General features: G+C 35.7%; 12 protein-coding genes, 2 tRNA genes, 3 rRNA genes and 1 pseudogene. 11 read left to right on the top strand and 7 right to left on the bottom strand.

Features of this window, described 5'->3' with window-relative positions:
* Positions 1 to 49 precede the first annotated feature (49 nt).
* The 6 genes from bamM to rrf all read left to right on the top strand — a co-directional run bounded on the left by bamM (position 50) and on the right by rrf (position 7,285).
* Positions 50 to 1,162: a BamM family beta-barrel-assembly machinery protein gene (gene bamM, locus AC3IPI_RS10635; protein WP_489158949.1), complete on the top strand. Its 1,113-nt coding sequence runs from the start codon at positions 50 to 52 to the stop codon at positions 1,160 to 1,162.
* A gap of 851 nt (positions 1,163 to 2,013) precedes the next feature.
* Positions 2,014 to 3,527 (top strand): 16S ribosomal RNA (locus tag AC3IPI_RS10640).
* Positions 3,528 to 3,647: 120 nt separating this feature from the next.
* Positions 3,648 to 3,721, top strand: a tRNA-Ile gene (locus tag AC3IPI_RS10645).
* Positions 3,722 to 3,879: 158 nt separating this feature from the next.
* A tRNA-Ala gene (locus tag AC3IPI_RS10650) sits at positions 3,880 to 3,953 on the top strand.
* Between the two features lie 174 nt (positions 3,954 to 4,127).
* A 23S ribosomal RNA gene (locus AC3IPI_RS10655) occupies positions 4,128 to 7,012 on the top strand.
* A 163-nt stretch (positions 7,013 to 7,175) separates the two neighbouring features.
* Positions 7,176 to 7,285, top strand: a 5S ribosomal RNA gene (gene rrf / locus AC3IPI_RS10660).
* Together the 16S, 23S and 5S rRNA genes with 2 tRNA genes alongside form the textbook arrangement of a ribosomal RNA operon.
* A 191-nt stretch (positions 7,286 to 7,476) precedes the next feature.
* On the opposite strand, the pseudogene AC3IPI_RS10665 reads toward rrf, so the two are convergent.
* A pseudogene (locus tag AC3IPI_RS10665) lies at positions 7,477 to 7,839 on the bottom strand (ISL3 family transposase); the annotation flags it as partial.
* Positions 7,840 to 8,283: 444 nt separating this feature from the next.
* On the bottom strand, positions 8,284 to 9,684 hold the full coding sequence (gene mnmE, locus AC3IPI_RS10670) for a tRNA uridine-5-carboxymethylaminomethyl(34) synthesis GTPase MnmE (RefSeq protein ID WP_489158951.1): 1,401 nt from the start codon (positions 9,682 to 9,684) through the stop codon (positions 8,284 to 8,286).
* Between the two features lie 308 nt (positions 9,685 to 9,992).
* Here mnmE and AC3IPI_RS10675 point away from each other — a divergent pair, with 308 nt between their 5' ends.
* On the top strand, positions 9,993 to 10,826 hold the full coding sequence (locus AC3IPI_RS10675) for a universal stress protein (protein ID WP_489158953.1): 834 nt from the start codon (positions 9,993 to 9,995) through the stop codon (positions 10,824 to 10,826).
* A gap of 210 nt (positions 10,827 to 11,036) precedes the next feature.
* On the top strand, positions 11,037 to 12,809 hold the full coding sequence (locus tag AC3IPI_RS10680) for a MutS-related protein (protein WP_489158955.1): 1,773 nt from the start codon (positions 11,037 to 11,039) through the stop codon (positions 12,807 to 12,809).
* Between the two features lie 422 nt (positions 12,810 to 13,231).
* Here the strand turns inward: AC3IPI_RS10680 and dnaN are convergent, their stop codons facing one another.
* The 5 genes from dnaN to AC3IPI_RS10705 all read right to left on the bottom strand — a co-directional run bounded on the left by dnaN (position 13,232) and on the right by AC3IPI_RS10705 (position 18,389).
* Positions 13,232 to 14,350: a DNA polymerase III subunit beta gene (gene dnaN, locus AC3IPI_RS10685; protein WP_039114927.1), complete on the bottom strand. Its 1,119-nt coding sequence runs from the start codon at positions 14,348 to 14,350 to the stop codon at positions 13,232 to 13,234.
* A 108-nt stretch (positions 14,351 to 14,458) separates the two neighbouring features.
* On the bottom strand, positions 14,459 to 16,144 hold the full coding sequence (gene gldG, locus AC3IPI_RS10690; RefSeq protein ID WP_086894676.1) for a gliding motility-associated ABC transporter substrate-binding protein GldG: 1,686 nt from the start codon (positions 16,142 to 16,144) through the stop codon (positions 14,459 to 14,461).
* Complete coding sequence (gene gldF, locus AC3IPI_RS10695) at positions 16,144 to 16,869, bottom strand: gliding motility-associated ABC transporter permease subunit GldF (RefSeq protein ID WP_039114924.1); 726 nt, start codon at positions 16,867 to 16,869, stop codon at positions 16,144 to 16,146. Before gldF ends, gldG begins: the two co-directional genes overlap by 1 nt.
* Before the next feature lie 248 nt (positions 16,870 to 17,117).
* Positions 17,118 to 17,414, bottom strand: a complete 297-nt coding sequence (locus tag AC3IPI_RS10700; protein ID WP_489158958.1) for a putative quinol monooxygenase — start codon at positions 17,412 to 17,414, stop codon at positions 17,118 to 17,120.
* 144 nt (positions 17,415 to 17,558) lie between these two features.
* Positions 17,559 to 18,389: an SAM hydrolase/SAM-dependent halogenase family protein gene (locus tag AC3IPI_RS10705; RefSeq protein WP_409417934.1), complete on the bottom strand. Its 831-nt coding sequence runs from the start codon at positions 18,387 to 18,389 to the stop codon at positions 17,559 to 17,561.
* 315 nt (positions 18,390 to 18,704) lie between these two features.
* Here AC3IPI_RS10705 and AC3IPI_RS10710 point away from each other — a divergent pair, with 315 nt between their 5' ends.
* The 3 genes from AC3IPI_RS10710 (at position 18,705) to AC3IPI_RS10720 (ending at position 23,545) form a co-directional block, all read left to right on the top strand.
* The gene (locus AC3IPI_RS10710) at positions 18,705 to 19,655 is read left to right on the top strand and encodes a PhoH family protein (RefSeq protein WP_035627373.1); all 951 of its coding nucleotides are present in this window, start codon (positions 18,705 to 18,707) and stop codon (positions 19,653 to 19,655) included.
* A gap of 248 nt (positions 19,656 to 19,903) precedes the next feature.
* On the top strand, positions 19,904 to 20,737 hold the full coding sequence (locus tag AC3IPI_RS10715; protein WP_489158961.1) for a Cof-type HAD-IIB family hydrolase: 834 nt from the start codon (positions 19,904 to 19,906) through the stop codon (positions 20,735 to 20,737).
* Between the two features lie 456 nt (positions 20,738 to 21,193).
* A complete protein-coding gene (locus AC3IPI_RS10720) occupies positions 21,194 to 23,545 on the top strand; it encodes an alpha/beta hydrolase family protein (protein WP_489158963.1) in 2,352 nt (783 codons plus the stop codon).
* Positions 23,546 to 23,640 lie beyond the last annotated feature (95 nt).

The raw sequence follows: 23,640 nt of genomic DNA on the forward strand, positions 1-23,640 counted from the left end.
TACAAAAATAAATCAATATTGTATCTTGCGCACCTAAAAATCAACATTAATGAATAAATTTAAGTATTATTTTATTTTAACATTTGCAACACTGGTTATATTCTCATGTTCAAAAAGTGATTCTGCAGACGTAGAGCCCTTAAGAGATTTTCAAGTACAGTATGATGCGGACATTGCTGTTATTGAGGATTATTTAGAAGCTAATACTATTACGGTAACCAATAATCCTGGTCAGACAGATGATCAAAACGTGAAAATTGAGTTAATTACAAAGCCAAATGAGCAAAAATCTATCAAGTCTTATTTGAATAGTCCAACATTTCCGACTTTAAAAGTTAAGACAGTAAATTTGCATAATGTAGATTATAAATTATATTATTTGGTGTTACGTGAAGGAACTGGTGAGTCGCCAAGTAATGTAGATGGAGTTTTGACATCTTATAATGGTACTTATTTGTTTAGAAAAGCTGGTGCGACAGCGACAGATCCTTCGGTTGTTACGGCTACTCAGTTTGAAGAAGTAGTGTTTCCTCAAACTTTTTATGACTTGTATCAAATGATTAAAGGCTGGGGGGAAACTTTTCCAGAATTTAAAGTTGGTACTTCGGGGTCAGGTAATAATGGTGCTATAGTGTATAATGATTTTGGAGCAGGAGTAATGTTTTTGCCTTCAGGATTGGGGTATTATGCTGGTGGTAGTGGTTCTATTCCTTCTTATTCTCCTTTAGTTTTTAGCTTTAAGCTATATGCATTACAGCGTTTGGATCATGATGGGGATGGAATTTTGTCATATCTAGAAGATGATGGTGATGGGTATATGAGAGATATGCGTAATGCGACAGAATATCCTAATCAGAAACTAGGGGATAATCCAGATGATACAGATAAAGACGGGATTCCTGATTTCTTAGATGTTGATGATGATGGGGATGGTTATACAACTAAATTTGAAACTAAAAGACCAGATACTGTTATAGGGGATAAAACTATAAGTAATGGATATTATCCATTTAATGGTGCGGCTGTAGATGATCCTGCTACGGAATTTATTAATGAAACGCATGGTATACCAGCATATATACCGGCTACGAAAACATTTGATTATACTTCGCCAACTAGAATAAGAGTGCATCTTGATAATACTTATCCTTTAAAGAAGTAAAAAAAAAGGATTCGTTAATTCGGGTTTTAAATATTTAAGCGGCTACTATATATAGTAGCCGTTTTTTTATGGCCTTATATATAGGAGTAAGATTGTGCTATAATATATAGGAGCTATTTCCTGCTATCCGCTTCAATCTTGTCCTTTTTAAAGAAAAAAGGCTAAGGATTTCCGCTATTATCAGGGCTAGGAGATACAGAACACAACAAAAACCCCATAAGAAAGAAAATGAAAGAGACTTTGCGCCTTGGCGACTTTGCGCGAAACCTAGCAAAACCCAGCAAAAACAAGGAAAACCTAGAGGGAGAGTCTTAAAAAGACAGAGATAAAGAAAAAAGAACACCTGTAAACACACTGTTATCAGAGTGTTAAAAAATAAACAAAAAATACTCTATAAAAAGTATTGTTTAACTGAATAAAGGTGGTAGTTTTGCACCCGCAACAACGACAAACGTTCCTTTAAATACTGGCAAGCATTACGAATCGAATTAGAAATAAAATTCTAAAAAAAAAAGATTTCGAAAAGCTTGTGAGAATGGAAAACGGATGTTACATTTGCACCCCGCAAAACAACGGAAAGTTCCTTGAAAGATTGATAAGAAAGAAGAAAACGGAAACGAAAATTTTCTAAAAAAAAACTTCACAAATTTCTTGCCAGTTAGAAAAGACTTTTCTACTTTTGCACCCGCTTTGAGAAACAAGCGACATTAAAAAAAGAAGAACACGTTCCTAGACATATTGAATTGACAGCCGTTTTAAGAGAGATCTTAAAACAACAAAATAAGAGTAATAGAATCGAGAGATTTGAATAAAACCGATAGAATCATTAGTCGAATATAATATTAAAATATACGATGAAGAGTTTGATCCTGGCTCAGGATGAACGCTAGCGGCAGGCTTAACACATGCAAGTCGAGGGGTATGCTTCTTCGGGAGCAGAGACCGGCGCACGGGTGCGTAACGCGTATGCAATCTACCTTTTACAGAGGGATAGCCCAGAGAAATTTGGATTAATACCTCATAGTATAATAGCTCGGCATCGAGCAATTATTAAAGTCACAACGGTAAAAGATGAGCATGCGTCCCATTAGCTAGTTGGTAAGGTAACGGCTTACCAAGGCTACGATGGGTAGGGGTCCTGAGAGGGAGATCCCCCACACTGGTACTGAGACACGGACCAGACTCCTACGGGAGGCAGCAGTGAGGAATATTGGACAATGGGCGCAAGCCTGATCCAGCCATGCCGCGTGCAGGATGACGGTCCTATGGATTGTAAACTGCTTTTGTACAGGAAGAAACAGTTCTACGTGTAGAGCCTTGACGGTACTGTAAGAATAAGGATCGGCTAACTCCGTGCCAGCAGCCGCGGTAATACGGAGGATCCAAGCGTTATCCGGAATCATTGGGTTTAAAGGGTCCGTAGGCGGTTTAATAAGTCAGTGGTGAAAGCCCATCGCTCAACGGTGGAACGGCCATTGATACTGTTAAACTTGAATTATTAGGAAGTAACTAGAATATGTAGTGTAGCGGTGAAATGCTTAGAGATTACATGGAATACCAATTGCGAAGGCAGGTTACTACTAATTGATTGACGCTGATGGACGAAAGCGTGGGTAGCGAACAGGATTAGATACCCTGGTAGTCCACGCCGTAAACGATGGATACTAGCTGTTGGGAGCAATTTCAGTGGCTAAGCGAAAGTGATAAGTATCCCACCTGGGGAGTACGTTCGCAAGAATGAAACTCAAAGGAATTGACGGGGGCCCGCACAAGCGGTGGAGCATGTGGTTTAATTCGATGATACGCGAGGAACCTTACCAAGGCTTAAATGTAGATTGACCGATTTGGAAACAGATCTTTCGCAAGACAATTTACAAGGTGCTGCATGGTTGTCGTCAGCTCGTGCCGTGAGGTGTCAGGTTAAGTCCTATAACGAGCGCAACCCCTGTTGTTAGTTGCCAGCGAGTCATGTCGGGAACTCTAACAAGACTGCCAGTGCAAACTGTGAGGAAGGTGGGGATGACGTCAAATCATCACGGCCCTTACGCCTTGGGCTACACACGTGCTACAATGGCCGGTACAGAGAGCAGCCACTGGGCGACCAGGAGCGAATCTATAAAACCGGTCACAGTTCGGATCGGAGTCTGCAACTCGACTCCGTGAAGCTGGAATCGCTAGTAATCGGATATCAGCCATGATCCGGTGAATACGTTCCCGGGCCTTGTACACACCGCCCGTCAAGCCATGGAAGCTGGGGGTGCCTGAAGTCGGTGACCGCAAGGAGCTGCCTAGGGTAAAACTGGTAACTAGGGCTAAGTCGTAACAAGGTAGCCGTACCGGAAGGTGCGGCTGGAACACCTCCTTTCTAGAGCCCTATATGTTAGCAGCAATGCACGTTAGGGAAAGAAGACGAATTGACCTATAGGTTAAATTGAAGATTATATTACTCTGCTGTTAGTTCAAATAATACAATTAAGTAAAACAGAGTCTCGTAGCTCAGCTGGTTAGAGTACTACACTGATAATGTAGGGGTCGGCAGTTCGAGTCTGCCCGGGACTACTTTTTAAAAAGTAATTGACAATTAATAATTGACAATTTCTAATTAGAAAGACTGTAAGCTTAAAAAAGGAAATTCTAGAAGTTGGAATTCACCAAAAGAAATTAGATAAGAATTAAGAAGTCTAAAATCTGAATTCTACAATCTAAGATTGAAAAATGGGGGATTAGCTCAGCTGGCTAGAGCGCCTGCCTTGCACGCAGGAGGTCAACGGTTCGACTCCGTTATTCTCCACAAAAAGCTATAAGCCATCGGCTAAAAGCTTAATGCCTAAAGCGTAAAGCCTAAAGCATAATAAAGTTCATTGACATATTGAGATAAGAAAATAATAAAAAGTAGAAAGCATTTTTTATTGAAAGTAGTGATACAGACGATAAAGAAAACGGTCTTGATTTATCAAGACTGGTACAATAAGCAAAATAAGGGCGTATGGGGGATGCCTTGGCTCTCAGAGGCGATGAAAGGCGTGATAAGCTGCGAAAAGTTACGGGGATCGGCACACACGAATTGATCCGTAAATACCTGAATGGGGCAACCCACTATGTTGAAGACATAGTACACCGATAGGTGGGCAAACCCGCTGAACTGAAACATCTAAGTAGGCGGAGGAGAAGAAAACAAAAGTGATTCCGTAAGTAGTGGCGAGCGAACGCGGATTAGCCCAAACCAATGTTGTTACGGCAAGATTGGGGTTGTAGGACCACGACATTTCTTGCACAAAGAATTAGAATCTACTGGAAAGTAGAACCATAGAGGGTGATAGTCCCGTATAGGTAATGAGTGTAAAGGATAGTGGTATCCTGAGTAGGGCGGGGCACGTGAAACCCTGTCTGAATTTGGCGGGACCATCCGCTAAGGCTAAATACTCCTGAGAGACCGATAGTGAACCAGTACCGTGAGGGAAAGGTGAAAAGAACCGTGAATAACGGAGTGAAATAGATCCTGAAACCATACGCTTACAAGCGGTCGGAGCCCTTTCGTGGGGTGACGGCGTGCCTTTTGCATAATGAGCCTACGAGTTAACGTTGCTGGCAAGGATAAGTGGTTAAGCCACGGATCCGTAGCGAAAGCGAGTCTGAATAGGGCGCTTTAGTCAGTAGTGTTAGACGCGAAACCGTGTGATCTACCCATGGGCAGGTTGAAGCTGTGGTAACACACAGTGGAGGACCGAACCGGTTGACGTTGAAAAGTCTTCGGATGACCTGTGGGTAGGGGTGAAAGGCCAATCAAACTCGGAAATAGCTCGTACTCCCCGAAATGCATTTAGGTGCAGCGTTGTGCATAAAGTTATATAGAGGTAGAGCTACTGATTGGATGCGGGGGCTTCACCGCCTACCAATTCCTGACAAACTCCGAATGCTATATAATGTTTCACAACAGTGAGGGCTTGGGTGCTAAGGTCCAAGTCCGAGAGGGAAAGAACCCAGACCATCAGCTAAGGTCCCCAAATATATGTTAAGTTGAAAGAACGAGGTTTGTCTGCCCAGACAGCTAGGATGTTGGCTTGGAAGCAGCCATTCATTTAAAGAGTGCGTAACAGCTCACTAGTCGAGCGGACGAGCATGGATAATAATCGGGCATAAACATATTACCGAAGCTATGGATTTTGACTTAGGTCAAAGTGGTAGGGGAGCATTCTAACAGGGTTGAAGGTGTGTCGTAAGGCATGCTGGACTGGTTAGAAAAGAAAATGTAGGCATAAGTAACGATAATGCGGGCGAGAAACCCGCACACCGAAAGACTAAGGTTTCCACAGCTATGCTAATCAGCTGTGGGTTAGTCGGGACCTAAGGCGAACCCGAAAGGGACAGTCGATGGACCACGGGTTAATATTCCCGTACTACTTATTACTGTGATGGGGTGACGGAGTGATGAAAGCGCCGCGAACTGACGGAATAGTTCGTTGAAGTACCTACCTATAAGCTGCGCAGGCAAATCCACGCGGCTTGGGGAAATACGATAGTACTCGGAGACTTCGGTCAAAGAGATAGTGCGCCTAAGGGCTTCCAAGAAAAACCTCTAAACTTCAGGTAATAAGTACCCGTACCGCAAACCGACACAGGTAGTCGAGGAGAGAATCCTAAGGTGCTCGAGAGATTCATGGCTAAGGAATTAGGCAAAATAGACCTGTAACTTCGGGAGAAAGGTCGCCAGCAGCAATGCTGGCCGCAGTGAAGAGGTCCAGGCGACTGTTTATCAAAAACACAGGGCTCTGCAAAATCGTAAGATGAAGTATAGGGCCTGACACCTGCCCGGTGCTGGAAGGTTAAGAGGAGATGTTATCTTCGGAGAAGCATTGAATTGAAGCCCCAGTAAACGGCGGCCGTAACTATAACGGTCCTAAGGTAGCGAAATTCCTTGTCGGGTAAGTTCCGACCTGCACGAATGGTGTAACGATCTGGACACTGTCTCAGCCATGAGCTCGGTGAAATTGTAGTAGCGGTGAAGATGCCGCTTACCCGCAGTGGGACGAAAAGACCCTGTGCACCTTTACTATAGCTTAGTATTGACCTTGGATAAATGATGTGTAGGATAGGTTGGAGACTGTGAAGTGGCGTCGCTAGGCGTTGTGGAGTCATTGTTGAAATACAACCCTTTGTTTATCTGAGGCCTAACCCCGCTCAAGCGGGGGACATTGCTTGGTGGGTAGTTTGACTGGGGTGGTCGCCTCCAAAAGAGTAACGGAGGCTTCTAAAGGTTCCCTCAGTACGCTTGGTAACCGTGCGTAGAGTGCAATGGCATAAGGGAGCTTGACTGAGAGACATACAGGTCGATCAGGTACGAAAGTAGAGCATAGTGATCCGGTGGTTCCGCATGGAAGGGCCATCGCTCAAAGGATAAAAGGTACGCCGGGGATAACAGGCTGATCTCCCCCAAGAGCTCATATCGACGGGGGGGTTTGGCACCTCGATGTCGGCTCGTCACATCCTGGGGCTGGAGAAGGTCCCAAGGGTTGGGCTGTTCGCCCATTAAAGTGGCACGCGAGCTGGGTTCAGAACGTCGTGAGACAGTTCGGTCTCTATCTACTGTGGGCGCAAGAAATTTGAGTGGATCTGATTCTAGTACGAGAGGACCGAATTGGACAAACCTCTAGTGTATCTGTTGTTCCGCCAGGAGCACCGCAGAGTAGCTACGTTTGGAAGGGATAAGCGCTGAAAGCATATAAGCGCGAAACCCACCACAAGATGAGATTTCTTTTAAGGATCGTGGGAGATGACCACGTTGATAGGCTATAGATGTAAAGGCAGTAATGTCATAGTCGAGTAGTACTAATAATCCGTAAGCTTATGTACGCTTTCCCAGCCCCTAACCCCCGAAGGGGGAACAAAGGGGCTGGGAGAAACTTTCTAAAAAATACTTTTTTCTTTATCTCAGTGTGTTAAGATATTATTTTTAATTATGAATTATCAATTGTTAATTATTAATTAAAAAAGTTACCTCAAGTAACAACGACCTTAAGGTGGTTATTGCGGCGGGGCTCACCTCTTCCCATCCCGAACAGAGTAGTTAAGCCCGCCTGCGCAGATGGTACTGCAGTTATGTGGGAGAGTATGTCGTCGCCTTTCTTTAGAATCCTCATCATTTATTTGATGAGGATTTTTTTTTGTGCTTATTTTTTTGGGATTTGTAGAGATCAGAGTAATTAGGTAAAATAAATACCGCAAAGAGCGCAAAGGCTTACACAAAGGTTCACAAAGTTTAATCAATAGCTTTGCGAACCTTTGCGTTTTTCTGGATCAGGTGCAAAAGTTGGGGATTAAGCAAAAAGATTAGATAATCTGAATAAGAAGAAATCAATATTTCTTACACCTCTAAATTGGCTTCTAAATGCTTTTATTTTTGCATTAAAAGATTCGGCAGAAGCATTGGTACTTCTATTGTCAAAATAGTTTAAGATTGACTGGTAATTAGAAGTTATGGTATTGAGCAGAATATTGAAGTTTTTAAAACCTGATTCCTCTACATTTCTATACCAATGTGCTAGTTTGGTCATAGCAATATGTTTATCGTTGTGATTATTGTAAATCCCTCGAAGTTGTTGATTTAGATTATAGGCTGTTTTTATATCTGGATATAGCTCAAAGAGCATTTGAGCTCTTTCTTTTTGGCTCTGTGTCCATTTTTTGGAATCATGTACTCTTCTAGGGTATATACATTATAAATTAGCAAAACAGTAATTAGTGAGCACATATTACTCATATGTTTTTGGAGTAGTATAAAACAAAAAGCTATAGATAGATTTAGAAATAGATAAATGTAGTACTATATACCTATAGTAATTACTTATTTTTTTAATTAGGTAATGTTTAGGTGGCTATGTAAGGGGATTAAACGTATCACTAAGATTATAAAACCTAATTAGAGCTTAAGCTAATTGTATTATTCGATGTTGTGATTTATTTTGCTTTGTTGTTCTTTTTTAGACTTATCGAAATTTTGTACTTTTTGCCTCTCTTACTTAAATGATTTACTTTCATTGGATACAGGTTAAGGGGATGTATCAAAAATAGTTAAGCCTCAATACATGATATTGAGGCTTAATTAAATGTTTTTTTGTAAGAAATTACTTCCCAATGCAAAAATTAGCAAAGATATTTCCAAGCAATTCATCATTTGATACTTGACCAGTTATGAGCCCAAATTGGTATAAAGCTTCACGAATATCTAAAGCCATTAGGTCGCTAGAGAGATTAGTTTCGAGACCGTATTTTACCTTTTGTATTTCGTCTAGTGCTTTAAGTAAAGAATCGTAATGTCTGGTGTTGGTTACAATAGTTTCGTTATTTCGTAATGCTCCAGTATTTACAAAGGAAAGCAAGCGATTTTTTAATTCATCTAGACCTATATTTTCTTTTGCCGAGATAGTTTCAAGAGTAACGTTTAACGGTTCAAGTTGATTATGAATGTTTTGAATTTCCTCTTTAGTAAGTAAATCTACTTTGTTAATTACAACAAGTAGAGGTTTTAAAGGATATTTGTTTTTTACTTTTTCTATTTCGATGATGTACTCAGAACTTTGAGCTTTAAATTTTAAGCTATCAAATAAATAAAGAACAACTTGTGCCTGTTCTATTTTTTCGAAGGTTTTCTTGATTCCGATGCTTTCTACATAATCGACAGTTTCACGAATTCCTGCTGTGTCTATAAAACGGAAACCGATTCCGCCAATAACTAGTTCATCTTCGATAGTATCACGAGTTGTTCCGGCAATTTCTGAAACTATGGCGCGTTCTTCGTTTAGTAAAGCATTTAATAAAGTCGATTTTCCAACATTTGGTTCACCAACAATAGCAACGGGAATTCCGTTTTTAATTACATTTCCAACGGCAAATGAATCGATTAAACGTTTTAATACAAACTCGATACGATTTAGTAATTCATGAAATTGTGTTCTGTCAGCAAATTCTACATCTTCTTCGGCAAAGTCTAATTCTAGTTCTATAAGCGAAGCAAAATTTAATAATTCCTCACGTAGTTTGGCTATTTCGTTACTAAAACCACCGCGCATTTGTTGCATAGCGATTTGATGTGATGCTTCATTATCAGATGTGATTAAATCGGCTACAGCTTCGGCTTGTGATAAATCCAGTTTTCCGTTTAAGAATGCACGAAGTGTAAATTCTCCAGGATCTGCCATTCGACAACCTTTACGAAGTAATAGTTGAATTATTTGTTGTTGGATATAAGTAGATCCGTGACATGATATTTCGATAGTATTCTCTCCTGTATAGGAATTTGGTCCTTTAAATACAGAAACCAAAACTTCATCAAGGGTTTTTGAACCATCTATGATATGACCTAAATGTAAGGTATGTGTTTTCTGTTTAGTTAAATCTTTATTTTTAATAGATTGAAAAACACCGCTACCAATTGTAATGGCGTCGCTACCCGAAATACGGATTATGGCTATTGCTCCAGCTCCAGAAGGTGTTGCTAGAGCTACTATAGAATCTTGATTTATCATGGTGCAAAGGTATGAAAAAAGGCTTGAAGTTCCGAAAGAGAAGGATTGTGTAAAATGGATTCTTCTATATAGAATATTATACTTGGTTTTTTAAATTAACCGCAAAGAGTGTTAACGTTTGCACAAAGCTTGTAAAGCGGTGAAAGTTGAATAGTGAGAGGTAAGATGAGAGCTTCAACTGAGACTGAGCACTGCAACTGAACACTTATATTAAGAAATTGTAAAATGTTAAATAACTGATAATTGTCATATCGACGAGGCTGTTTTATGGTTAAATTTGAGAAACTAACATATAATCCAACTGTACGATGAAAAGAATATTATTCCCCACCGATTTTTCTGAAGTAGCTACAAATGCTTTTGTACATGCTTTAGAATTTGCAAAACAAGTTAAAGGAGAACTCGTTTTGTTGCACACTTTTGAGATTCCGGTTTACGACAGTCAGTTTTTTCCAGAAAATTTTGCAATAATATATAATTCATTAGAGTTGTCTAAATTCGAAATGTTTAAAGATCAGATTCCAAAACTTCGCGAAATTGCCGAAGGACGTAATCTGGATGATATTGTAATGAATCACCGCTTGATGGATGGTGATTTGGTTTACAACATGAAAAAAGCCATTAAAGAGGATAGTATAGATTTTGTGGTAATGGGAACTTCTGGTATTTCGGGCTGGGAAAACTTTTTCTTAGGGACTAATACAGATGCTGTAATATCTGGGGTAGAAGTGCCTATTTTATGTGTTCCTGGAGAGTCTGAATTTAAGAAAGTAAAAACTATCGGATTTACTACACGTTACCGTGAGAAAGATAAAAAAGAACTTCATAAAGTTTTGACCATAGCCAAAAAAATGAATGCCAAAGTTAAATGTCTGTATGTAAGAACTCAGAGTACTGATGTGTCTGATGCTACGATTAAAGAATGGGAAGCTGACTTTAAAGATGAGCCTATTCAGTTTTTGGTACTTCCATGTGAAGAGGTTAAAGAAACGATTCTGGATTTTGTTTTATATAAAGACATTGATGTTTTAGCGATGATTGCTTATAAACGTAATTTTTTCGAAAGTTTGTTTCATCCTAGTTTTACTAAGAAATTAACAAAGGATATAGCGATTCCGGTTTTGATTATGCACGAACAATAGTTTTGAGTTGATTTCTAAATTCTATAGCAGAGACGCAAAGAAAATAATTTCCTTTGCGTCTCTGCTACTTTGCATAAATAAGTACAAAGCTTTCATTGCGATGAGAAATTATTAATTATTTCCTAGTGTTTAAAGTAGTTATTTCGTCACTGTAAACTTATATTTGTATTTCAATATAATTTCTAAAAAAGGGATAATTACTTTAAATCAATGGAAGAATATAAAAAGAATGTTGGCAGTTATTCAGATGCTTTAAGTGCGATTAATAAAAAATACAACAGCATTAGTTTATTACGACTTTTGAGTATTGTTTTCTGTTTGGTTTTAGGTTATTATTATATCAAAACAGATGCTACAGTATATCTTGTTTCTGCAGCTTTATTATTCATTGGTTTTATTGTTTTAATGCGTATTCATGCGAAGTTGTCTTTTAAAAAGAAACTTACAGTAACGCTTTTAAAGATTAATAAAAATGAAATTACTTTCTTAAAAAGAGAAAAACTTCCTTTTGAAAACGGACAAGAGTTTATCGATTTTCATCATCCATATGCTTATGATTTAGATATTTTTGGAGAACATTCTTTATTTCAAAGTCTTAATAGAACAGGAACTTTTGTTGGAAAGAAAACATTGGCAAATCAGTTATTACATAATTTAACTAATGACGAAATTACCAAAAACCAAGATGCGATACATGAACTTGAATCTAAGCTAGATTGGCGTCAGAAGTTTTTAGCGCTTGCAATATTAGGACGAGATACTAAAGAAGCTTATCAGGCATTACTGAATTGGAAGAATGGTAAAAGTGTTCCTATTTCAAAAATGATGTCTATATTAATGTATGTTCTGCCAGCTACTTTTGGAGCGTTATTAATTGCTTATTTTGTAACTTCAAATGTTACTTTTTTATCTTACATTACTTTTGCATTTATTCTGAACACGACAATTTTAGGTATGTTCTTTAAAAGAATTCAAACTGAAATTGCCAAAGCCGAGAATATTGATACAATTATTAAACAATATGGTTTATTGGTTAAGGAGATTGAAAACGAAACTTTTAAATCAGATAAATTAATTAAACTACAAAATAAGTTAGTTTATAAGAATGCTAAAGCAAGTATTCATTTAAAACAATTGTCGGAGTTGTTTTCTAACATGGATACAATCAATAATTTTGTATCTGCTTTGTTGTTTAATGGTACTTTTTTGTTCAATCTTCATGTTTTAAAAAATCTTTTAAATTGGAAAACAAATCACGCATCTGTTCTGGAAGAATGGCTAAATGTAATTGGTGAATTTGAAATGCTAAATAGCTTAGCCAATTTTTCTCATAACAATCAAGATTTTGTGTTTCCTGAACTGAATACAGATTTTAAAATTGGTTTTTCTAATCTAAATCATCCATTATTAAATCCAGAAACTAGAGTAGGGAATGAAGTGCAATTTTTCCCAGAATCGTTTATGATACTTACGGGGTCGAATATGTCTGGAAAAAGCACCTTTTTGCGTAGCTTGGGTATTAATATGGTTTTGGGAGGAATAGGTTCTGTAGTATGCGCAAATAAAGCTACAATGCATCCGTTACCAGTTTTGGTTTCGATGCGTCTATCAGATTCCTTATCTGATAGTGAATCGTACTTTTTTGCCGAAATTAAGCGTTTAAAACAAATTATGGATGCACTGGAGGATAAACCTGCTTTTGTACTCTTAGATGAGATTTTAAGAGGGACAAATTCTGATGATAAACGTAACGGAACTATCGAGGTTGTAAAAAAGGTAATTGCAAAAAAAGCAATTGGTGCAATCGCAACTCACGATATCGAAGTTTGCTTAACTACAAATGAGTATCCTGATATCTTAACGAATCAATGTTTTGAGGTTGAGATAAAAAACAATGATCTGCATTTTGATTATAAACTCCGTGAAGGTATCTGCAAAAATAAAAGCGCTACTTTCTTGATGCAAAAAATGGGCGTGATATAGGGATGTGAGATGTGAGAGGAAAGATGTGAGAAGAAAGATGATAGATGCAAGAGAGTAGAGTTAAGAAAAAAGATATTAAATAATAGAGTAAAGACTACATGTAGAGTAAAGGCTATATTTGTTTTATTATCCTGAACAGACTTGAATAACGCATTTTTTTTACGCAAACTTGTCCTTCCGATGCAGGAGGAATCCCCACGAGTAACTCCATAATCTTTGTTGAACTGTTTTGGGAGCTTTATTTTTCTTAGCTATACTTAACGAAGGAAAGGAACTTCAACAAAATAAAAAAACCGCAATTTCTAAAAGAAGTTGCGGTTTTTTAAGTATAAAAATGGTTGGTTAATAGCGTAATTGTTATGCAATAATAAGTATTATATTTGAATATCAAAAATCTAATATAACAAAAACATAATTAAATGTTAACTATTTAGCATTACCGGCATAACCAACATGGTTACTGTTTCTCCATCTTCTAAACCATCTACAGGAGTTAGGATTCCTGCTCTGTTTGGTAAAGACATTTCCAACATAATCATATCTGATTGTAAGTTTGTCAACATTTCTGTAAGGAAACGTGAGTTGAATCCGATTTGTAAGTCATCACCTTGGTAATCACAAGTCAATCTTTCTTCGGCTTTGTTTGAGTAATCAATATCTTCGGCAGAAACATTTAATTCTGCTCCAGCGATTTTCAAACGAATTTGGTGTGTAGTTTTATTAGAGAAAATAGCCACACGACGTACTGAACTTAAAAATAAAGAACGGTCAATCATTAATTTATTTGGATTCTCTTTTGGAATTACTGCTTCGTAGTTTGGATATTTTCCATCGATTAAACGACACATCAAAATGTAGTTATCGAATGAGAAAGTAGCATTAGAATCGTTGTATTCGATTTTTACTTCAGCATCAGAAGCTCCTAAGATACTTTTTAAGATATTTAAAGGTTTCTTTGGCATAATAAAATCAGCAACTTGTGATGCTTTTACATCTGTACGAGCATACTTTACTAATTTGTGAGCATCTGTAGCAACAAATATTAATCCTTCTGGCGAAAACTGGAAGAAAACTCCAGACATTACCGGACGTAAATCGTCATTACCAGCAGCAAATATTGTTTTGCTAATAGCTGTAGCCAAAACATCTGATGGAACTAGAGTAACCGAAGGCTCTTCTAGGTTTACTGATTTAGGAAATTCTTCTCCAGCTGCATATGCTAATGCATATTTTCCTGAGTTAGAACTAATTTCTACAGTATTATTATCTTCAACAGTAAATGTTAAAGGTTGTTCTGGAAATGTTTTAAGAATTTCTAGTAATAATTTTGCAGGTATTGCAACACTTCCTTTGCTCGTAGAATCAATCGCTAAAGTTGCAGACATCGTCGTTTCAAGATCCGATGAAGAAACTGTTAATTCATTATTGTCTAATTCAAATAGAAAGTTGTCTAAAATAGGTAACGTATTGTTACTATTGATTACACTACCTAAAACTTGTAATTGCTTTAATAAGTACGAACTCGATACTATAAATTTCATCTCTTTTGTTTTATTTTTTGGTATATATTTTAGCTTGGAAAATGACTAGAATACATTTTTACAAATATATCGTAAACAATCCTAGTATCCCAAATTTTTTATTAACATCTATTTGCTGTATTTTCTTTTACGAAGGAAAGTAAATACAAGCCCAAAGACCAATAATATTAGAATTGGTAGTCCGATAGTTATGAATTGCGTAATGGTATACTCTTGATAAACCTTTTCTTTGTCTAATAAAGGTAAATTAAGATCCTTGCTTCTAATGTTAATAAGTCCTGTGTCGTCTAGCAAATAATTAACACAATTCATTAAGAAATCTTTGTTGTCGTATAAATTTCCTGAACGTTGGTCGTAACCTAATTCTACAGGAGTTAAATTTTTATCCAGCTGATTGCGCACTAAATCTCCATCAGAAATTACAATCATTTTGGTTGCTTTTCCTTTTGTTTGAAATGTTTTTTGTTCAAATGGTAAAACACGATTTTCGTACATCGAATGGAAATCACCTTCTAATAAAACTGATAGTGGGATATTTCCTTTGTTTATATAATCTTTTGGCGAAGCTTCTTCGGTTACTATATTCAAATTGATTTCGGCAGGAGTTCCAATTTTTTTAGAATAAGGTGATGATTGCAAAAGAACCGTTTTTTTAATACCATTTTTTAGGGTATCAATTGGGTTGGCAAAATCAAATTTTATCCCGCCAAGATTTTTTACAATCGGATGTCTGCTTTCAGGTTTAACTTGAGGAGCAAATTTCCAAATGAAATCCTGATATTGAGTTGCGCTTCCTTGTTCGCCCGTAGCCAGTTTAATTGGACTTCCTTGTTCGTCTTTTACCAAATCAGGGTTAATTCTGAATCCGTATTTAAAGAACATATCATTAAGATTTAAATCTCTCGGATAAGCCAGCGTAGCTCCAGATTGATTGTATAAACTATCCATTTCGGCGTTTACCTGATCTACAAGCCATAAAGTTTTTCCTCCGTTTATGATAAACTGATCAAGAACTTGTTTTTCGCCATCTGTAAATGCTTCTGTAGGTTTAGCAATAATAGCCAAATCATATTTTTGTAAAGCATCTAAAGTTCCAATTGGATTTTTTGCAACAGAATCTAAAGTAAATGGACCAATGTGATAGCTTTCGCGAATTTGCATCAGGAATTTTGCCATGAAAATCTCTTTCATTTCGCCATTTCCTCTTATTATTGCAACCTTTTTTTGTTTCTCTTTGGTAATTTTATTCAATGCATCGGCAATAGAATATTCCAAATGCTGTACAGAACCAATTACTTTTTGAGTAGTCGAAGCTCCCATTTGGTTTTTTAATAAAGGGATATTTACCTCTTTGTTATTATAGACTGCAATTGCCCAAGGAAAAACCATTGCTTGCGATTGTTTTCCTTTATCATCTACAGTTATGTTTATAGGAGTAAGTCCTTTGCGATATAACTCTTTAACCATATCCATGCTTTCGTCTTCGTTTTCCAGAGGATTAACGAATTCAAAAACAATATTTTTATTATAAGCCTGAAACTCTTCTAATAATTGCTGAGTTTCTTGTTCCAAACGTTTAAACTCGGCAGGTAAATCGCCTTGCATATAAATTTTTATAGACAACGGATTATGAACCTGTTTGATAATACTTAATGAAGTTGGTGATAAAGTATATCTTTTGTCTTTTGTTAAATCAAAACGGTGAAATACAAATGTACCCGCAATATTTAAGACAATTAAAATTATAACCGTAATGAGTAACGTTTTAATATTTTTTTGAGAAGAAATTTTCATTACGATTTAAAAGATTTTAGTTGATATACAGTAAACGAAAGGAAAAGCACCGTTATACTTAAAAAATAAATTACATCGCGTGTATCGATAACGCCTCGGCTCATACTCTTAAAATGATTTTGCATTCCTAATGATGAAATCACATTCATGAATCCAGGAACTATAGTCGATAGACCTTCGAAACCAAAATAAAAGAAGAAGCATAAAAATACTGCTATAATAAAAGCTACGATTTGATTTTCGGATAATGTAGAAGTAAAAATTCCGATAGCGGTATAAGCTGCAATCAGGAATAATAATCCAAAATACGAACCAATTGTACTTCCCATATCTATGTTTCCTTCTGGTAATCCTAAACTAGAAACTACTTTTACATATATAAATGTTGGAATTATAGCCATTATGATTAAAAGTAGTGAACCAATAAATTTTCCGTTTACAATTTGCCAAATGCTCAATGGTTTTGTAAGTAATAATTCGATTGTGCCTTGTTTTTTCTCATCAGAAAAACTACGCATGGTTACTGCCGGAATCAGGAATGTTAAAATCCATGGTGCCAAAGTAAAGAAAGGAGTAAGGTCGGCAAAACCAGTATTAAGGATGTTGTATTCTCCTTGAAAAACCCATAAAAATAAGCCATTACTAATCAGGAAGATTGCAATGACCAAATAGCCAATGGGAGATCCAAAAAAGGATTTTATTTCTCGTAAAACGATTGATTTCATATTTTAACGTTAATTTGTTTATTCGGGTATTCGTTATATTTTGTTTAAAAGTTTAATGTTTAAAGTTTTCTAATCTGTGGTAGAAAAATTAACCGTAAAGGCCGCAAAGATTTCGCAAAGGTTGCAATCCTAATGCTTCGGGATGAAATCTTTTTAATCTTGATAATATGTGGCATAAAAACTTATAAACTCTTCATTTTCCTTAATCTCTTAATGGTTCAATTTTTTATTTTAATGTTGTCTATATCTTAAGCCAATGAAACTAATTTGTCTACACTCCAGGCTTCGGGTTTTGCATTGAATAAGGTTTTGGTAAATGTCCAAACCGTATTAAAAAGTTCCGATTGTCTGTAATTTTCCAAGTCGGCTTCGGTTTCCCAATAACTATATGTGAAAAATATATTTTTATTGTCTTTGTCTTGATACAATTCTAAAAAACGATTTCCGGGAGCATTTCGTATTTTGTCTTTTACACTATTAAAATTTTCCATGAAAGCAGGAATTTTCTCTTCGTGAAAACTCATTTTTACTATTCGAACAAACATTTTTATAATTTTAGATTGAGAAATGGCTTATATGCGCGCAAAAATACCAAAATAGATTATTCTTTCTATTAATATTTTTCTTGTTATGAGAAACTATTTTTAAGAATCTAAAAGTTATTGGGATTAAACTCTAAATTTTGTTGGTTAATTCTTAAACTGAATTAAAATTGTATCACGATAATTAAGACCTAGTAAACTATTTGCTGAACCAACTTTTGATGGATTACTTCTGAAAATAGCAATTTCGAGAAAACCAGCTTCGTTAAAAATAGCTAGTTTTTCTCCTTCATAGGTTTTGATAGGATATTTTTCAGAACTGGCTATTGCCGAGTAATTTGGTAAAATAGTTTTGATGCTTTTGGGTTTCATCACAATCTCATAAGGACGTCCTCGTGCGACTTCCAGAAATTGTCTTTTGGAAATATTAGTTACTACGTTACCAAAATGGTCAATATAGGATACATATCCTTTTAGCGAATTTCCATCGTTTCCTACTATCGACTGTAGTTCGGTTATTTGCTTGATGTTTTGTGTTTCTTTACCAATAACATTTAGCAAACCACCTTTGGCGATATGACAGGCAACTTTTATAAAAACATCTAAGTCGCTGGCATCGCCTGGTAATCGGTCGTGTATATTAATGAAAACTATTTTTTGCGGAACAATCTTTTGCGTAAGCATACTTAAGATACCATTATCGGCACAAATAAAGTAATGATCGTTCCATTGCATGGCTATATGTTGGTTCTCTTTATTGCGCTCTATATCGACACCAATAAGGTGTACGGTTCCTTTAGGAAAACTAAAATAAGATGCACCAATAATATAACTTGCTTCGGTTGTATTAAATGGATCGATGTCATGTGAAATGTCTACAATTGTAGCTTCGGAATATTCGGATAATATTTTCCCTTTCAGCGCGCCTACAAAGTGGTCTTTTAAGCCGTAATCGGTAGTAAGGGTAATTATTGACATCATTTTGTTTATAACTATTGATAGTATTTAAATCTAATTTTCATTAAATTTGAGAAATGCAAAGCTAATAATAGTAAACGCAAAATGGAAGGAAAGAAAAGATAAATTGTATTTTAAAAATAAGTAAAATTATAGTAGTCTTAGTTTACAGTTACAGTATTCAGTTTATAAACGAAATAGCATTTTTTTAAAGAAGTGAGATTTCGTTGAAAATATAAATGGTAACTGAAACTGAACACTGGGACTGAAAACTAAAAAAGAACCCGACAGCCATTTGATTTATAAAAAATTAATTTTAATTTAAAACTACCTCATTTGAACGAAAGAATAATCGAGCTAATAGACATCGCTCCAAAAGACTTTTGGGGCGCTCAAGACACTCATCTTGAAATAATTAAAAAGTACTACCCAAAGCTTAAAATAGTAGCGAGAGGGACGACTTTAAAGGCGTTTGGCGAAAAAGAAGTCTTAGATGAATTCGAGAAAAGATTTCAAAGATTGATGCTTCATTTTACCCGATACAACAACATTGATGATAATGTAATTGAACGTGTGATTATGAGCGATGGTCAGGATGAAAAAAAGGCATACGATCATGACAAAATATTAGTTCATGGAGTTGCTGGTAAAATTATCAAGGCCATGACGCCTAACCAACAATTATTGGTCGATACCATTAAAAAAAATGATATGGTATTTGCAGTTGGACCAGCTGGAACAGGAAAAACGTATACGGGTGTTGCAATGGCTGTTAAAGCACTTAAAGATAAAGAAGTGAAAAGGATCATACTTACGCGACCAGCAGTAGAAGCAGGGGAGAACCTCGGATTTTTACCTGGCGATATGAAAGAAAAACTAGATCCATACATGCAACCTCTTTATGATGCTTTGCGCGATATGTTGCCAAATGAAAAACTAGAGGATTACATTTTAAAAGGAATTATCCAGATTGCTCCACTTGCCTTTATGCGTGGTCGTACACTAGATAATGCATTTGTAATTTTGGATGAAGCACAAAACACAACACATTCTCAAATGAAAATGTTCCTGACCCGTATGGGGAAAAATGCTAAATTCATGATTACAGGAGATCCTGGTCAGGTCGATTTACCACGCCGAACTATTTCTGGACTTAAAGAAGCTATATTGGTTCTTAAAGATGTAGAAGGCATTGGTATTATCTATCTTGATGATAAAGATATTGTACGCCATCGATTGGTGAAAAAAGTAATTGATGCTTACAAACAAATCGAAAACAACGATTAATCCCATGGAATGGTTCTTGAAAAATGTCAAATGTAAATCGTAAAATGTGTTTTGATATTTAATGATATTCGTTTTATACATCTCTATTTATAGAAATGCATAAAACGAATATTTTTTTTGAATGACTTAGTTAATTTATGTTAAGGAAATAGTAAAGTTTAACTTATTTCTTCCGTATTTATCGGTTTTCTTTGCTTCCCATTTTACAAAGCGATAAATTTGTAATTAATAAATATTTGATACTCAATATGAATTCAGAATCTAAAAAAATAAAAGTAATCATTACCGATTTAGATGGTACATTACTTAATCCAGATCACAAGATTTCTCCTTATACAAAATCAGTTTTTCAAGAACTTTACAACCAAAAATATCTTATTATAGTTGCTACAGGGCGCCATCATCTTGATGCAATGGGAATTATTGATAGCTTAGGAATACCTGTTTATCTGGTAAGTTCTAATGGAGCACGTATACACTCGCCAGAAAAGAAAGAACTTTTTGCTTTTGATATTGCAAGCGATGTTGTAAAATCAGCTTTAAACGTAGATATTGACCCAGAAATCACAACAGTTTTATTTAAAGAAAACGTTTGGCTCACCAATAGAATGAGCGAAAAACTGAATGCTTTTCAGGCTGATTTAGTTTATCACCCGGAATTAGTCGATTACTCAAAGTTAGAAGACTTCAAAGCCATAAAAATATTTTTCACACATGATAACCATGAAAAATTGGTTGCATTAAAAGATGTTATTTTAAGTAAAAATTCTGATGTTTTGCATCATGCTTTTAGTTTACCAAACTGTCTTGAGTTTATGGATAAATCTGTAGATAAAAGTGTAGCAATTGCAAAAGTTCTAGAATTAGAGAATGTTACTTTTGATGAGGCTATTTCTTTTGGTGACGGTTTTAACGATTTAAAAATGTTGTCTTCTACAGGAAAAGCTTTGATTATGGGTAATGCCCCTCAGAATTTAAAAAATGAGTTACCACATATTGAAGTTATTGAAACAAATAGAGAAGATGGTGTAGCAAAATATTTAACAGAGAATGTTTTGGGTAAAGTTTCGGTTACGATTTAAAATATAATTTAGAGACATATTTTTTCTTAAAAGGGTATGTCTCTTTTTTTTCTGCCACAGATTAAAAGGATTAAATAGATTTAAGTTTGTTCTGTAGAGACGCATCGCAGTGCGTCTACGTAATATAGGTTTATTCACAAAGTAACCACAAACTTGTCTTTCTGACGTAGGAAGAATCTCAGCGAGTAACTCGACAATTTAGGATAAGTTTATGTTAGTTTCTTGTGGAGACCCTTCGTTCCTCAGGGTGACAAGATTGGAGGAACTTTGCAAACTTTGCGTAATCCTTTGCGATCTCTGCGGTTATTTTTTAGCCACAGATTATCAAGATTAAAAGGATTCCTAACCTTTGCGTAACTCTTTGCGAACTTTGCGGTTAATTTTTTTATTACAAATTAGAAAGATTTTTTTAATTGCTTTCAAAGTGTATTTTTGTGTTAATCAAATAACATAAAAATGACTAAAAATATCTTTGTACTTGCTTTCTTAGCTTTTTCAATATCTGGGAAAAGTCAAAGCCTGAAGCTTGAAGAAATCATGAAAGGGGATTCTTTTACAGGTGTCCAACCGACCAATCAGCATTGGAGTTTGGATGGAAAAAAGATTTACTTCGATTGGAATCCAAATAATGATTTAGGTTTAAGTACTTACTATTGGGAAAAAGGAATGACCAAACCTGCATTGGCTCAGCCAAAAGAGGCAGCTTTTTCGCAATTGGATTTTAAAAGAAATGGAACATCCGATATAGTTTATTACATCGATAATGGCGGTTTATATTCTTACTCTATAAATAATAAAATTTCAAAAAAAATATTCCAGCAATCGAATCCGATTTCTAATTTAGAACTAGGCTTTGAAGCTGGAATTTTGTTTTTTCAGCAAAATGATAATTTGTTTAAGTACAATACCAAGGAAGGTACGATTGTACAAATTTCAAATTTTAATAGCGGAGACAAAGCGGAGAAGGAATCAAATAAAGATTCTTTTCTGAAAACACAACAAAAAGAATTATTCCAATTTATTAGAGACAAAGAAGCTAAGAAAGAATGGAATAAAGCTAAAAAGAATAGCGTTAAATCTGATTTCCCTAAAGGATATTACTATGGAAAAAAAGATGAATTACAAAGTCTTAAAGTAAATCCAAATGGAAATTTTGCAACATTTAGTTTAATAGAAAAATTGGATGTTAAAAAAGAAACAATGGAAGTTTTTATAACAGCCGATGGTTATAATCAATCGCCAGAAACGAAAGAAAAAGTTTCGGTAGATAATTTTGTAAAGACCAAATTCGGAATTTATTCAGTTACTAAAGATTCCGTTTATTTTGTCAATTTTTCTACTTTAAGTCATATTCAGGACGTTCCTAAATATTATGATTCGTATGAAAAGCTTAAGAACAAAGAAAAATCAGATAAGCTAATTACTGTTCAGGCTCCAGTTTATAATGCCAGTGGTTCATTGGCTATAGCCGAAATAAGAAGTCAGGATAATAAAGACAGATGGCTAATTAGTCTTGATTTAGACAAAGGAACTTTTCAGGAAATAGAGCATCAGCATGACGAAGCTTGGATTGGTGGACCTGGAATTCCTTCTTATGCTTTCGATTCGGGAACTTTGGGATTCCTTTCAGATAATGAAACTATTTACTTTCAATCAGAAGTTACAGGATATTCGCATTTATATACTTATAATTTAAAAACTAAAAAGAAAACACAACTTACTAATGGTAATTGGGAAGTAAGAGATGTGAGTTTATCAAAAGATAAAAAGACTTTTTATTTAACCACAAACACAACTCATCCAGGTAATAGAAACTTCTATAAACTGGCTGCTGCCAATGGTGTTCTTGAACCGATTTTAACCAAAGATGGTGCTCATGAAGTAAGTTTATCTCCAGATGAAAAAACATTATTAGTACGTTATTCTTATAAAAACAAGCCTTGGGATTTATACATTGCCGAGAATAAGAAGAACGCAACATTACAGCAAATAACGTCTTCGACTACTGAGGAGTTTAAAAAATACCCGTGGAGAGAACCTGAGGTAATTACGTTTAAGGCTCAAGATGGTACCACTGTTTATGCGAGAATATATACTCCAAAAGCAGAGAAGTCTAATAAAGCAGCTGTATTATTTGTTCATGGAGCGGGGTATTTGCAAAATGCCCACAACTATTGGAGCAACTACCACAGAGAATATATGTTTCATAATATGCTGACGGATTTGGGTTATACTGTTTTGGATATTGATTATAGAGGTAGTGATGGTTATGGTCGTGATGTAAGAACTGGTATATACCGTTTTATGGGTGGAAAAGATTTATCTGATCAAATAGATGGAAAGAAATATCTAGTTGATAATTACGGAATCGATGCGAATAGAGTTGGAATATATGGTGGTTCTTATGGAGGTTTTATCACTTTGATGGGAATGCTTACAACGCCAGGAGAATTTGCTTCGGGAGCTGCATTGCGATCTGTTACCGATTGGGCTCATTACAATCATGGTTATACAGGTAATATCCTTAATTTTCCTGAAACTGATCCTGATGCTTACAAAAAAAGCTCACCGATTTATTTTGCAGATAACTTAAAAGGAAATTTATTGATGCTACATGGTATGGTTGATGATAATGTAGAATATAAAGATATTGTACGTATGTCTCAACGTTTTATAGAATTAGGTAAAAAGAATTGGAGTCTTTCGTCATTTCCTGTAGAAGCACATGGATTTAAAGAAACCTATTCCTGGATTGATGAATACGATAGAATCTTGAATTTATTTAATACAACACTTTTAAAAAAATAAGTTTAGAGTTCTAGTTATTCAGTCGCAGTTCCAGTATTCAGTTGCAGTATGTAAACTGTGACTGAAAACTGAATACTTTCTTGCTTGCTCTTTTA

The sequence above is a fragment of the Flavobacterium sp. GL_143 genome, assembly GCF_057834355.1.